Annotated in this window: 12 protein-coding genes; 7 read left to right on the forward strand and 5 right to left on the reverse strand. The window is 72.2% G+C overall.

Translation table 11 applies throughout. From position 1 onward, the window contains the following. Window positions 1–129 precede the first annotated feature (129 nt). The 5 genes from sigE (at window position 130) to RNL97_RS22125 (ending at window position 5,376) form a co-directional block, all read left to right on the forward strand. Complete coding sequence (sigE, locus tag RNL97_RS22105) at window positions 130–891, forward strand: RNA polymerase sigma factor SigE (RefSeq protein ID WP_234313330.1); 762 nt, start codon at window positions 130–132, stop codon at window positions 889–891. Beyond that, entirely contained in the window at window positions 888–1,958 is a 1,071-nt protein-coding gene (locus RNL97_RS22110) for an anti-sigma factor family protein (RefSeq protein WP_313751107.1), read from the forward strand. Before sigE ends, RNL97_RS22110 begins: the two co-directional genes overlap by 4 nt. A gap of 92 nt (window positions 1,959–2,050) precedes the next feature. After that, entirely contained in the window at window positions 2,051–3,946 is a 1,896-nt protein-coding gene (locus RNL97_RS22115) for a trypsin-like peptidase domain-containing protein (RefSeq protein WP_313751108.1), read from the forward strand. A gap of 131 nt (window positions 3,947–4,077) precedes the next feature. After that, window positions 4,078–4,578 (forward strand): sec-independent translocase, encoded by a 501-nt coding sequence (locus tag RNL97_RS22120; RefSeq protein ID WP_030576674.1) that lies wholly within the window; start codon window positions 4,078–4,080, stop codon window positions 4,576–4,578. A 126-nt stretch (window positions 4,579–4,704) separates the two neighbouring features. After that, a complete protein-coding gene (locus tag RNL97_RS22125; protein ID WP_030576678.1) occupies window positions 4,705–5,376 on the forward strand; it encodes a hypothetical protein in 672 nt (223 codons plus the stop codon). 93 nt (window positions 5,377–5,469) lie between these two features. Here RNL97_RS22125 and RNL97_RS22130 read toward each other — a convergent pair whose 3' ends face one another. From RNL97_RS22130 to RNL97_RS22140, 3 genes are read right to left on the reverse strand one after another with little or no spacing between them, the layout of a single operon-like run. Beyond that, complete coding sequence (locus RNL97_RS22130; protein ID WP_030576681.1) at window positions 5,470–6,603, reverse strand: Mrp/NBP35 family ATP-binding protein; 1,134 nt, start codon at window positions 6,601–6,603, stop codon at window positions 5,470–5,472. A gap of 43 nt (window positions 6,604–6,646) precedes the next feature. Continuing rightward, the gene (locus tag RNL97_RS22135) at window positions 6,647–7,207 is read right to left on the reverse strand and encodes a DUF1003 domain-containing protein (protein WP_030576684.1); all 561 of its coding nucleotides are present in this window, start codon (window positions 7,205–7,207) and stop codon (window positions 6,647–6,649) included. Further along, on the reverse strand, window positions 7,194–8,480 hold the full coding sequence (locus RNL97_RS22140) for a magnesium transporter MgtE N-terminal domain-containing protein (RefSeq protein ID WP_030576687.1): 1,287 nt from the start codon (window positions 8,478–8,480) through the stop codon (window positions 7,194–7,196). The genes RNL97_RS22135 and RNL97_RS22140 overlap by 14 nt, the downstream gene beginning before the upstream one ends. Before the next feature lie 266 nt (window positions 8,481–8,746). Between RNL97_RS22140 and RNL97_RS22145 the strand changes: the two genes are divergently transcribed. After that, on the forward strand, window positions 8,747–9,514 hold the full coding sequence (locus tag RNL97_RS22145) for a hypothetical protein (RefSeq protein WP_313751109.1): 768 nt from the start codon (window positions 8,747–8,749) through the stop codon (window positions 9,512–9,514). 25 nt (window positions 9,515–9,539) lie between these two features. On the opposite strand, the gene RNL97_RS22150 is transcribed toward RNL97_RS22145, so the two are convergent. Continuing rightward, a complete protein-coding gene (locus tag RNL97_RS22150; protein ID WP_243315045.1) occupies window positions 9,540–10,073 on the reverse strand; it encodes a hypothetical protein in 534 nt (177 codons plus the stop codon). Window positions 10,074–10,122: 49 nt separating this feature from the next. Continuing rightward, complete coding sequence (locus RNL97_RS22155; protein WP_030576695.1) at window positions 10,123–11,250, reverse strand: magnesium and cobalt transport protein CorA; 1,128 nt, start codon at window positions 11,248–11,250, stop codon at window positions 10,123–10,125. Window positions 11,251–11,717: 467 nt separating this feature from the next. Here RNL97_RS22155 and RNL97_RS22160 point away from each other — a divergent pair, with 467 nt between their 5' ends. After that, window positions 11,718–12,302 carry a suppressor of fused domain protein gene (locus RNL97_RS22160; protein WP_030576697.1) on the forward strand — a complete coding sequence of 195 codons (585 nt, stop codon included), beginning with the start codon at window positions 11,718–11,720 and terminating at the stop codon, window positions 12,300–12,302. The last annotated feature ends 16 nt before the right edge of the window (window positions 12,303–12,318 follow it).

Below are 12,318 nucleotides of genomic sequence, written 5' to 3' on the forward strand. Positions count from 1 at the left end.
TTGTGCAAGGAGTGGGGAAAGCGCAGCGACCGGGCCCGCCGATCGGACTCGTGAGCTGGGTGAAAGTCCCGGGCGACGCCCGGCCCCAACAGGGAAAAGGCTTATCCGGAGCTAACGGGCGAGGTGGCTATGGTAGGGGCTCCACTGGACACCACCAGAGCCGATAGGGGAGGTGCGGCTGCGCCTGTGGACCGGGGAGGGGTGCTGCGGCGCCTGCTCAGGTCGGCCGGTGAGCCGAAATCCGTGACCGACATTGCTGACCGTTCTTCCGAAGTCTCCGCACCGACCGCGACCTTCGCCTCTGATGCGGACTCTCAGGCGTGGACCCCGCCCTCATGGGAAGAGATCGTCAGCACGCACAGCGGTCGCGTGTACCGCCTTGCCTACCGCCTGACGGGAAACCAGCACGACGCCGAGGACCTGACCCAGGAGGTCTTCGTCCGGGTGTTCCGCTCGCTGTCGACGTACACGCCCGGCACCTTCGAGGGCTGGCTGCACCGCATCACGACCAACCTCTTCCTGGACATGGTCCGGCGCAAGCAGCGCATCCGCTTCGACTCGCTCGGCGACGACGCGGCCGAGCGGCTGCCCAGCCGTGAGCCGTCCCCGCAGCAGATCTTCAACGACACCCACTTCGACGCCGACGTGCAGCAGGCGCTGGACACCCTCGCGCCCGAATTCCGTGCGGCCGTGGTCCTCTGCGACATCGAAGGCCTCAGTTACGAGGAGATCGCCGCGACCCTCGGGGTGAAGCTCGGGACCGTCCGCAGCCGGATCCACCGCGGCCGCTCGCATCTGCGCAAGGCGCTCAAGCACCGTTCGCCCGAGGCCCGCGCCGAGCAGCGCTCCCTGGCGGACGCGGTCCTGGCGGGGGAGGGCGGAACGGCGTGAGCGGCACAGGCCCGACCGGTCCCACCCCTGCCGAAGCGCACCTGGGGGACCGGCTCGCCGCGCTGGTCGACGGCGAACTGAAACACGACGCCCGTGAGCGGGTCCTGGCCCACCTGGCGACCTGCGCCAAGTGCAAGGCCGAGGCCGACGCCCAGCGCCGCCTCAAGAGCGCTTTCGCCATGTCCGCCTCGCCCTCGCCCTCCGAGGGGTTCCTGGCCCGCCTGCAGGGCCTTCCCGGGGGCCCCGGCGGCGACGACACCGGCTCCGGCCGGCCGTTCGGCGGCCGGGGGCCCTTCGCCGACGAGTTCTTCCCCGGGCTGCGGCCCTCCGGCACCGGCACCCGCGGCGGCACCGCGCCCTCTCCGCTGGACGGTTTCGGGTACCTTCCCGCCACCCACGGCTCCACCGCCGTGCTGCGCGGCGGGGCCGCCTCCGGTTCGGTCTTCCGCATACACGAGGTGAGCCGTGACGCGGACCGCTCGCCCTGGCGCGGGCGGCGCTTCGCGTTCGCCGCGGCCAGCGCCGTCTCCCTCGCGGCCATCGCGCTGGGCGGCACCCTGCCGCTGGACTCAGGCCCCGAATCCTCCCTGCGCGCCGAGGGCGCCGGGAACAACGTCACCCCGCTCGACGCCGAGACCCGCGCCGAGAACGGCGCCCGGGCGGTCAGCCGCCGGGGCGGCGGAGCCCTCGCGGTGACCGGCGACGTCCGGGTGGCCGAGCAGCCGGGCTCCAGCAGCCCGAAGAGCGGGACGAACGCCGTGCCCCCGTCGCTCTCCGGGACGAACCCGGGGGTTCTGGCCGTCACCTCGCCGGTGAACCGGCAGGGGCCGCCGACCGCACCGCCGCTGTTCGGCGCTTCGGCCTCGGGCGGACATCCGTTCATGCTCCCCGTGCTGAACGTGTCCGTGCCGCCGCTGATACGCCCGGCGACCTCCGGCACCCCGCTGCTCGCGGCGGCGCTCGGCAGCGGGGCGGTGCCGAAGACGGTTCCCTCCTCGCTGTCCTCGGGGCCGCCCCCGGGCCCGCCCGCCAACGATCTGACGAGCCCGCTTTCCCCCCGCCCCTGACGGGACCCTGCGCAGGGTTTCGCAAACCTGGTTGAATTCCGGTGAGGGACGCCTCTGGGGGGCGTACGACAGAGGCCAGTTGCGGGGAGAACATGGACGACGGGAAGCCCACCGGGCCGCAGGCGAAGTGGTGGAGCCGCCCCACGGCGAGGCGCGCCGCCCACCCGGGGCCGGACAGCGGCCCGGCCCCCGCGGACGCTCCGCATCCGGAGGAGCCCGCCCGGGCCGTTCCGGCATCGGCAGTCCCGGCTCCGGCCGCGGCTGACTCGGCTTCCGCATCGGCTCCGGCCGCCCCGGACCAGGCGCCGCCCGCTCCGGTTCGTGCGGCCCAGGACCAGGCGCCCGTCCCGGCTTCGGCTGCCCAGGACGCGGTGCCGGCCGCCCCGGGACCTCGGCCGTCCGGGCAGCCGCTGCACGAGCCCGATGAGTACGGCACCCCGCCCTACGGCGGCCCCGGTCCCTGGGCGCCGGCCCCGCCGGTGCAGCGGCCTACCCCGGCCCACGGCACCGTCGTACCGCCGGGTGCCGGCCGGCCCTCCCCCCAGTACGCCGGGACGAACGGTGCCGGAATCCCGGCCCCGGCGTCGCCCCCCGCACCGCACCCCGCGCCCGCCGACGGCCACACGCCCCCGCACGCCCAGCCCACCGGAGGCTTCGCGGCCCCGCAGCCCGCGCACGCCGACGCCTTCACGCCACCGCACTCCCAGCCCCACGCGAACGCCCCGCACACGGCCGCGCACGGGCAGCAGCCCGCTCACCCGGCCCCCGGTGGGCGGCACCAGCAGACGCAGTGGCTCCAGTACGACCCCTGGGGCGCTCCGGGGCAGCCGCTCACCCGGCCCGGCCCGCCCGAGGGCGCCGGGGCCGGGCGGAAGAAGAAGCGACGCGGCGGGGCGTTCGTCGGGGTGCTCCTGCTGGCCCTGGTCGCCAGCGGCATCGGCGGCGGAGTCGGCGCGTACATCGAGCGCAACGGCGGGCTGACCACCGTCGAACTGCCCCAGGCCGGCCGCGACAACGGCGACCGGGCCCCCGACAGCGTCGCGGGCATCGCCGCCAGCGCCCTGCCCAGCGTGGTCACCCTGCACGTCAGCGGCACCGCCGAGTCCGGCACCGGCACCGGCTTCGTCCTCGACGGCCAAGGCCACATCCTCACCAACAACCACGTCGTCGCCCCGGCCGGGTCCAGCGGCGACATCACCGTCACGTTCAGCACCGGCGAGACGGCCTCCGCCGAACTCGTCGGCAAGGACAGCGGCTACGACCTCGCGGTCGTCCGGGTCCGCGGGGTCTCCGGCCTCAAGCCCCTGCCCCTGGGCAACTCCGACAACGTCCGGGTCGGTGACCCCGTGGTGGCCATCGGCGCCCCCTTCGACCTGTCCAACACGGTGACCTCGGGCATCATCAGCGCCAAGCAGCGGCCGATCACCGCAGGCGGCGAGAAGGGCGACGGCAGCGACATCAGCTACGTCGACGCCCTCCAGACCGACGCCCCGATCAACCCGGGCAACTCCGGCGGCCCCCTCGTCGACTCCCGGGCCCACGTCATCGGCATCAACAGCGCCATCCGCGCGGCCGACAGCGGCGGAGGCCCCGAGTCCGGCGGCCAGTCCGGCTCCATCGGCCTCGGCTTCGCGATACCCATCAACCAGGGCAAGCGCGTCGCCGAGGAGCTGATCAGCACCGGCAAGGCCACCCACCCGGTGATCGGCGTCACGCTGGACATGAAGTACACCGGCGACGGGGCCAAGGTCGGCGCCAAGGGCGCCGACGGCGGGCCCGCCGTCGCCGAGGACGGCCCCGCGGACAAGGCGGGCATCAAGTCCGGCGACGTCATCACGCAGGTCGAGGGCCAGCGCGTGCACAGCGGCGAGGAGCTGATCGTGAAGATCCGGGCCCACCGCCCCGGCGACGACCTCGACCTCAAGCTGACCCGCGACGGCGAGGAACGGACCGTGACCCTGAAGCTCGGCTCGGCGAGCGGCGCGTGATCCGGCACGTGCGCGCCACCGCGAGGTACCGCCCGGACACCTTCGACAGGTACCTTTGACCGGTCCGGGCAGCAGGCGGACCCGGGCCGCCATCGCACGGAGACCACGCGGAGAACACGAGGAGCAACAAGGTGTTCAATGACATAGGCGCACTGGAGCTGCTGACGCTCGGGGTGCTGGCCGTGCTGGTCTTCGGCCCCGACAAGCTGCCCAAGCTCATCCAGGACGTCACGCGTACCATCCGCAAGATCCGCGAGTTCTCGGACAGCGCCAAGGAAGACATCCGGTCCGAGCTGGGCCCGCAGTTCAAGGACTTCGAGTTCGAGGACCTCAACCCCAAGACGTTCGTCCGCAAGCAGCTGATGGACGGCAACGACGACCTGGGGCTGAAGGAGATCCGCGAGAGCTTCGACCTCCGCAAGGACCTGGCCGACGTCACCGACGCGGTCAACGGCCGCACCCCGGCGGCGTCCGATACCGCCAACAGTGCGGCGAACGGCTCTGCGGGCGCGTCGTCCGGCGCCCCCTCCACCAGCCTCACCAAGACCGGCGACACCGCTCCTGACCTGCTGAAGAAGGCTCCCGCGCCGGCTCAGCCCGAGCGCCCGCCGTTCGACTCCGACGCCACCTGAGCCCCGGTCAATCCCGACTCGTCCGGACGGTATCGCTATTCTCCATCTGTCCGGTTGCGAGGACGCCCAAGCCCGCGGGGGGCGGGCAGCTCCGGATCTTGACCGATCGAGGAGGCGGCCGCGCAGATGGAGACGACGAGTCGGAGTGATACGGGCGGTGTCCCGGGCACGGCCACGGCGGGGGAGGAGCCGCAGGAGGCCCCGGCGGCCCGCCGGGCCGCCGACGGCTACCTGGCGGCGACCTTCCCCTGGTACGGGCTGGACGAGGCCTTCACGGGCCCGCGCTGGCTGATGCAGGTCGGCACCGCGGCCGACGGCACCGTGCAGCACGGGGCGACGGGGCACGGTGACGAGCCGTCGGTGAAGTCGGACGGCTCCGCCGACAAGGAGCGGTTCGCCGCGGTCATCACGGTGGCCGCGAGCCCCGTGCGGCGCAGCGGCGACGGTACGGGCGTGCTGGACGCCACCACGGTGTCCTCGGCGGCCTGGCTCGCGGGCTCCGGCCTGCTGGCGTACACCTGGCCGCCGCAGATGGACCACACCCTGCGCGACGACTGGCTGGACCAGCAGACCGAGACGGCCTTCACCCTCGCCGACGACCTCGGCAGCGCGCCCTGGACGACGCTCTCCCTGCCGGTGGACGGGGTTCCGGTGGAGTTCCACTACCGCGAGTCCGAGTTCGGCTGGGTCCTCGCCGGATCCGCCCACGAGGGCGTGCACATCGGGGCCTACGGCCGGGGGATGAGCGCGTACGGCCTCGGCTTCGCGGTCATCAAGGACATCGAGACGTACGCGTAACGACGGCGACGTCGAGAAGCACGACACGCACGCGACAGGGCGGGCCGGATGACCACCGGCCCGCCCTGTCGTCCGTGCGCACGCGCGGACGTGTCAGAACTTGTTGCGCGGGGTGATCCCCAGCGACATGCCCGACAGACCGCGCTGACGGCCGCCCAGCTTCTGTGCGATCGCCCGCAGCGCGCTGCCGGCCGGAGAGTCGGGGTCGGACAGGACGACCGGCTTGCCCTCGTCCCCGCCCTCGCGCAGCCGTACGTCGATCGGGATCGAGCCCAGCACCGGAACCTCGGCACCGACCGTCCGCGTCAGCCCCTCGGCGACCCTTGCGCCGCCGCCCGAGCCGAACACGTCGACCATCTCGTCGCAGTGCGGGCACGGCATGCCCGACATGTTCTCCACCACACCGACGATCTTCTGGTGGGTCTGCACGGCGATCGAACCGGCCCGCTCGGCCACCTCGGCCGCCGCCTGCTGCGGGGTCGTGACGACCAGGATCTCCGCGTTCGGCACGAGCTGCGCCACCGAGATCGCGATGTCGCCGGTGCCCGGCGGCAGGTCCAGCAGCAGGACGTCCAGGTCGCCCCAGTACACATCGGCGAGGAACTGCTGGAGCGCCCGGTGCAGCATCGGGCCGCGCCAGACCACGGGCGCGTTGCCCGGGGTGAACATGCCGATGGAGATGACCTTCACGCCGTGCGAGGACGGCGGCATGATCATGTTCTCGACCTGGGTGGGCTTGCCGTCCGCGCCCAGCATCCGGGGCACGCTGTGCCCGTAGATGTCGGCGTCCACGACGCCGACCTTCAGCCCGTCGGCCGCCATCGCAGCGGCGAGGTTCACCGTCACCGAGGACTTGCCGACGCCGCCCTTGCCCGAGGCGACCGCGTACACCCGGGTCAGCGAGCCGGGCTGGGCGAAGGGCACCTCGCGCTCGGCGGTGCCGCCGCGCAGCGCGCTCGCCAGCTCCTTGCGCTGTTCGTCGCTCATGACGTCGAGGGTCACCTCGACGCGCGAGACGCCCTCGACCCGGGCGACCGCCTCGGTCACGTTCCGGGTGATCGTGTCGCGCATCGGGCAGCCGGAGACCGTGAGGTACACGGTGACAGCGACTACACCGTCAGGATCGATCTCGACCGATTTCACCATGCCCAGCTCGGTGATCGGGCGGTGGATCTCCGGGTCGTTCACTGTCGACAGTGCCTCAAGCACCGCGTCTTCCGTAGCCATACGGACGATGTTACGGCGCGCGGGCCTACGGACGGGTAGCCCGTCAGCGGTCGCCTTCGTCACTCTCGGCCGAAAACAGCACCTGCCGCTCCTCCATGTCCTTCACCATGTCCTGGAGCTCCGAGCGGATCCAGTCCCGGGTGGCGACCTCGCCGAGGCCCATCCGCAGGGCCGCGATCTCCCGTGTCAGGTACTCGGTGTCGGCGATGGAGCGCTCGTTCTGCTTGCGGTCCTGCTCGTGCGTGACCCGGTCGCGGTCGTCCTGGCGGTTCTGCGCGAGGAGGATCAGCGGCGCGGCGTACGAGGCCTGGAGCGAGAGCATCAGCGTCAGGAAGATGAACGGGTACTGGTCGAACCGCAGGTCCTTCGGCGCGAAGATGTTCCACAGCACCCAGACGATGATGATCAGCGTCATCCAGACGATGAACCGCCCGGTCCCCAGGAACCGCGCGATCCGCTCCGAGAACCGGCCGAACGCCTCCGGGTCGTACTCCGGCAGCAGCCGTCGGCGCGGTGCCTTCGGCTGGTCCAGCCGGGTGCGCGGGGGCCGCACCAGACCGGAGGAACCGGTCGAGGAGGCCTTCGCCCGCTCATCGCCCGCCACGGCCGACCCCCTCCTCCCCGTGCAGATCCGTCAGGTCCGTCTCACGCCAGTCGTCCGGCAGCAGATGGTCCAGGACGTCGTCCACGGTCACCGCGCCCAGCAGCGAACCGCTCTCGTCCACGACCGGGGCCGACACCATGTTGTACGCGGCCAGATAGCTGGTGACCAGCGGCAGCGGGGTGTCCGGCGGCAGCGGCACCAGGTCGCTGTCGACGATCGAGCTGACCAGGGTGAACGGCGGGTCGCGCAGCAGCCGCTGGAAGTGCACCGTGCCCAGGTACTTGCCCGTCGGGGTCTCGTCCGGCGAGCGGCACACGTAGACCTGCGCCGCCAGCGCGGGCGACAGGTCCGCCTGCCGCACCCGGGCCAGCGCGTCCGCCACCGTGGCGTCCGGGCGCAGCACGATCGGCTCGGTCGTCATCAGACCGCCCGCCGTCCGCTCCTCGTACGCCATCAGGCGGCGTACGTCGGCGGCGTCGTCCGGCCGCATCAGCGCCAGCAGCCGTTCCTTGTCCTCCTCCGGCAGCTCCGAGAGCAGGTCCGCCGCGTCGTCGGGGTCCATCGCCTCCAGGACGTCGGCGGCCCGCTCCTCGGCGAGCTTGCCGATGATCTCCACCTGGTCGTCCTCGGGCAGCTCCTCCAGGACGTCGGCGAGCCGGTCGTCGTCCAGGGCCGCGGCCACCTCCACCCGGCGCTTGGGCGAGAGGTGGTGCAGGGCGTTGGCCACATCGGTGGGCCGCAGCCGCTCGAACGTGGCGACCAGGTTCTCCGCGCCCTGCCCGTGCTCCTCCAGCGAGAAGCCGCTGACCGCCGACCACTCCACCGTCAGCGTCTCGCCCTTGCGGCGCAGCGCCCCGCCGCGCCCCTTGCGGACGAAGTACTTGTCGATCTCCCAGTCGCGGCGGGCCGGCAGCTGCTGGATGGCCACGTCCAGGACGGTGACCTCCTCGTCGTCCTCCACCAGCCGGACCCGCCGGTCCAGGAACTCGCCGAGGACGAGCCGCTCGGTGGGCCGCTGCTCGAAGCGCCGCATGTTGACGACGCCGGTGGTGATGACCTGGCCGGACTCGACGCCCGTCACCCGGGTCATCGGCAGGAAGATCCGCCGGCGGCTGATCACCTCGACCACCAGGCCCAGGATGCGCGGCGGACGCCCACCGACCCGCAACATCGCCACCAGGTCGCGGACCCGGCCGACCTGGTCCCCGTTGGGGTCGAAGACGGGCACCCCGGACAGGTGGGAGACGAAGACCCTGGGGGTGACCGCAGCCATCCGCCGCCTCCTTCGTCCGTCCGTGTCCGTGTGGTCCCGTATCCGGCCCGGAACCGTTTCGTCCGGTCCGTGGCCGTGCGTACCCGACCGTCCCGGCCCGCCGTCGCCGACCAGCGGATTTAGCCGGTACGCCGGGATCAGGCTAGCCCGTACCGTCGCGCCGCGCCCCGGCGGACCCGTCCGTACGGCTGGCTGCCGGACGGCGCGCGCTCCCCGGGTACGCTGCCGTCTGCTACCCCCGATCGCAGTGGAGAGGCAGTGCGCCCGTGACCTCTTTTGCCCCGGCCGTGCGGAATCATCGCCGGACCGCCCTCGCTCTCGTGCTGTGCGGAGGGCTCACCGTGGTCCTGGCCGCCTGCGGCACGGAGGAGGACCCGGACAAGGGGACCAACGGCGTCGCCAGACTCTCCGCCGCCCAGATCGACAAGAAGGCCAGAGCGGCGGCGGACGCGGCGAGCGCCGTACGCCTGTCGGGCACGCTCGTCAGCAAGGGCGGCACCTACCGGCTGGACATGAAGCTCACCGCGAAGGGCGGCATGGGCTCGGTGACCTCGAAGAAGCAGAGTTTCGCCCTGCTGCGGGTCGAGGACGAGCTCTTCCTCAAGGCGCCCGCCGAGTTCTGGACCCACGAGGGCAGCGGGGGCGAGAGCGAGACCGCCGACGTGGCGGCCGCCGACAAGCTGGGCGGAAAGTACGTGAAGGTCCCCGAGGACGACCCCAGCTACCGCCAGCTGCGCGGCTTCACCGACAAGAAGGTCCTGCTGGACGGGCTCCTCGCACTCCACGGCATGCTCAACAAGGGCGGCCGGGACACCGTCGCCGGGCAGCGCACCATCCAGATCCTCGGCGGCAAGGGGGAGGGCGGGGCCTTCGACGTCTCGCTGGAGGACCAGCCGTATCCGGTACGGGTGGCCCGGGGCGGCGGCGGGGGTACGGTCTCGCTGGCCGACTGGGGGCAGGCCTTCCCGCTGGAGGCCCCCGAGGAGGACGACACCGTCGACTACGGCGGCCAGCTCCCCAAGTCCTCCGGCTGACCCGGCGGCCCCTCGCGGGGCCCGCTCAGCTCTTCCGGCGGCGCTTCAACAGCAGCCGGGGGACCGCCGCCGGGACGGGCTCCCGGGTGGTGGCCGCGGTCGGCAGCGGAGCGGCCGCCAGCGAGGCGTCCGGCAGCGCGGTGCTCACGGTCTCGGGCGTCAGCCGCACCACCGTGCACGCGCGCGCCCACCGCTCGGGCATCGCCTCGGCGTCCGGCGCGTTCAGCCGCTTGCCCTTCAGCTCGGCGACCGCCGCCTCCCACTCCTCGGAGCGCGGCGCCAGAAAACGTACCGCCGCACTCCAGGCGACGATCCGGCCGCCCTTGTCCTTGCTGCGTACGGTCACCTCGGCGCGGCCGCCGTCGGCCAGGCCATCGGGCAGCGGCTGCTCGCCGGGACCGCCGCCGACCAGGAGCGCCGCGCCCTCGTGCCAGACGTGCCAGACGGCACGGGCGGGCCCGGAGCCCCGGACCCAGACCAGGCCCGACTTCTTGGTGGCCTCCTCGGCGAGGGCCCGCTCCAGCAGGCCGGCGGCGTCGGTCGCGGCGGCGTCAGTCATGGGGCGAGCTTAGACGGCCTCAGGGCCTCCCATCCGGATCAGGCCGTGCTCACAGCCAGCCGTTGCGCTTGAGGATGCGGTAGATCGAGAAACAGACCACCCCGATGACGCCGAGCACCAGCGGATAGCCGTACCTCCACTCCAGCTCCGGCATGTAGTCGAAGTTCATGCCGTAGACCCCGCAGATCATCGTCGGCACGGCGATGATCGCCGCCCACGAGGTGATCTTGCGCATGTCCTCGTTCTGCGTGACGGTCGCCTGCGCCAGATTGGCCTGGAGGATCGAGTTCAGCAGCTCGTCGAAGCCGAGGACCTCTTCCTGGACCCGGGCGAGGTGGTCGGCGACATCGCGGAAGTACTTCTGGATATCGGGGTCGATCAGCCGCATCGGACGCTCGCTCAGCAGCTGCATGGGCCGCAGCAGCGGGGACACGGCCCGCTTGAACTCCAGCACCTCGCGCTTGAGCTGGTAGATCCTGCCCGCGTCCGAGCCGCGTGCGGAGCCCTTCGCCGGGGTGGAGAAGACATCGATCTCCACCTCGTCGATGTCGTCCTGCACGGCCTCGGCCACCGCGATGTACCCGTCGACCACATGGTCGGCGATGGCGTGCAGCACGGCGGACGGGCCCTTGGCGAGCAGCTCCGGATCGTCCTGGAGGCGGTGGCGCAGAGCCCGCAGGGAGCCCTGGCCGCCGTGCCGGACGGTGATGACGAAGTCCCGGCCGGTGAAGCACATCACCTCACCGGTCTCCACGACCTCGCTGGTCGCGGTCAGTTCGGCGTGCTCCACGTAGTGGATCGTCTTGAAGACGGTGAACAGCGTGTCGTCGTACCGCTCCAGCTTGGGCCGCTGGTGGGCGTGGACGGCATCCTCCACCGCCAGCGGGTGCAGGCCGAACTCCCGGGCGATGCCCGCGAATTCGGCCTCCGTCGGTTCGTGCAGACCGATCCAGGCGAAACCGCCCTCCTCCCGCACCTGGAGCATCGCCTCGTGCGGGGTCGGGGCGGCGGGCGTCACCAGCCGGCGGCCGTCGCGGTAGACCGCGCAGTCCACGACGGCGCTGGAGGCGGACGGGTCGCGGGTGGTGTCGTACGCGCTGTAGGGGGCGCTGTTCTTACGGAGGGACGGGCGCAGGGACGGGCGCACGGCGGCGCGCAGGTCACGGATCATCGACATGGCTGGCTCCTTCACGGAGGGCCGTCGGCGAGGGCGTGGAACAGCCCGGAATGGGGACGTGTGCTCACGTCCGCAAAGCGGGCTCCACCGCGCGGGCGCGATGACGGCGTTCGCTACAGACAGGCAAAATTCGCTACAGGCAGGCAGAAACGAAGGGCTCTTCCGTCACGCGAACCGCTGTCGGGATGTCGTCCGGACACGACGGCGATGTCGGCCCCGGGCGACCGACGGGAGGCGTCGGATCAACGGGAAAGGCGAAGCGCGGAAGAGCGGTCGGTACTGCACGGTCGACTTGGATCCATGGCAGTCCCCACCTCCTCCGGCCGGTCCCCCGTGGGGGACGACGTGTCGTCGGGACGAAGAAGAGCGACGCTTCTGCGTGCTGTCCCGACCGGCGGCCAGGCTATCAGCCGCTCAGGGCCCAATCCCGTACTTTGCCCATTCACTACGCGATCTATGCTCGCGGCATGGCAGAAATTCTTCCGCTGGTCGAGGCCCGGCTCCGTTCCGCCCTCGGGGAGCCGGACGCCCGCGCCGATGTGACGTTCCTCGGCACGGACCGCATCCAGGTGCTGCGCTTCCTCGACGGCGACATCGTGCGCTATGCGACGCTCGGCATGTCGGGCGCGCCGATGGCCGATCCCACCTCCCCGCTCGCCGACCCGGTGAAGGGTCCCCGCGCCGAGCTGATCCTCTCCGTACGGGGCGGACTCGCCGACACCGACCAGGTGTTGCGCCCGCTCGCCGTGCTGGCCGCCTCCCCGCAGGTCGAGGGGTTGATCGTGGCCCCGGGCGCGTCGCTGGACCTGGGCGAGCCGCTGTGGACCGGGGCGCCGTTCACCTCGGTGCTGGTCGCGGAGTCGGGTGGTCTGGTGGAGGACCTGGAGCTGGACGAGCCGATGGAGCCGGTGCGCTTCCTGCCGCTGCTGCCGATGACGCACAACGAGGCCGCCTGGAAGCGGGTCCGCGGTGCGCAGGAGCTCCAGGAGCGGTGGCTGACGCACGGTACGGACCTGCGCGACCCGCTGCGCACGTCCGTACCGCTGGACTGACCGGTCCTTCTGAGGG

This window comes from Streptomyces parvus (genome assembly GCF_032121415.1).
In the GTDB taxonomy this organism is placed as follows: Bacteria; Actinomycetota; Actinomycetes; order Streptomycetales; family Streptomycetaceae; genus Streptomyces; species Streptomyces globisporus_A.

Coding starts and splice junctions, on each gene's coding strand:
- RNL97_RS22115 (WP_313751108.1), top strand. CDS start 2,051: ATGGACGACGGGAAGCCCACCGGGCCGCAGGCGAAGTGGTGGAGCCGC.
- RNL97_RS22125 (WP_030576678.1), top strand. CDS start 4,705: ATGGAGACGACGAGTCGGAGTGATACGGGCGGTGTCCCGGGCACGGCC.
- sigE (WP_234313330.1), top strand. CDS start 130: ATGGTAGGGGCTCCACTGGACACCACCAGAGCCGATAGGGGAGGTGCG.
- RNL97_RS22130 (WP_030576681.1), bottom strand. CDS start 6,603: ATGGCTACGGAAGACGCGGTGCTTGAGGCACTGTCGACAGTGAACGAC.
- RNL97_RS22150 (WP_243315045.1), bottom strand. CDS start 10,073: ATGACTGACGCCGCCGCGACCGACGCCGCCGGCCTGCTGGAGCGGGCC.
- RNL97_RS22140 (WP_030576687.1), bottom strand. CDS start 8,480: ATGGCTGCGGTCACCCCCAGGGTCTTCGTCTCCCACCTGTCCGGGGTG.
- RNL97_RS22160 (WP_030576697.1), top strand. CDS start 11,718: ATGGCAGAAATTCTTCCGCTGGTCGAGGCCCGGCTCCGTTCCGCCCTC.
- RNL97_RS22155 (WP_030576695.1), bottom strand. CDS start 11,250: ATGTCGATGATCCGTGACCTGCGCGCCGCCGTGCGCCCGTCCCTGCGC.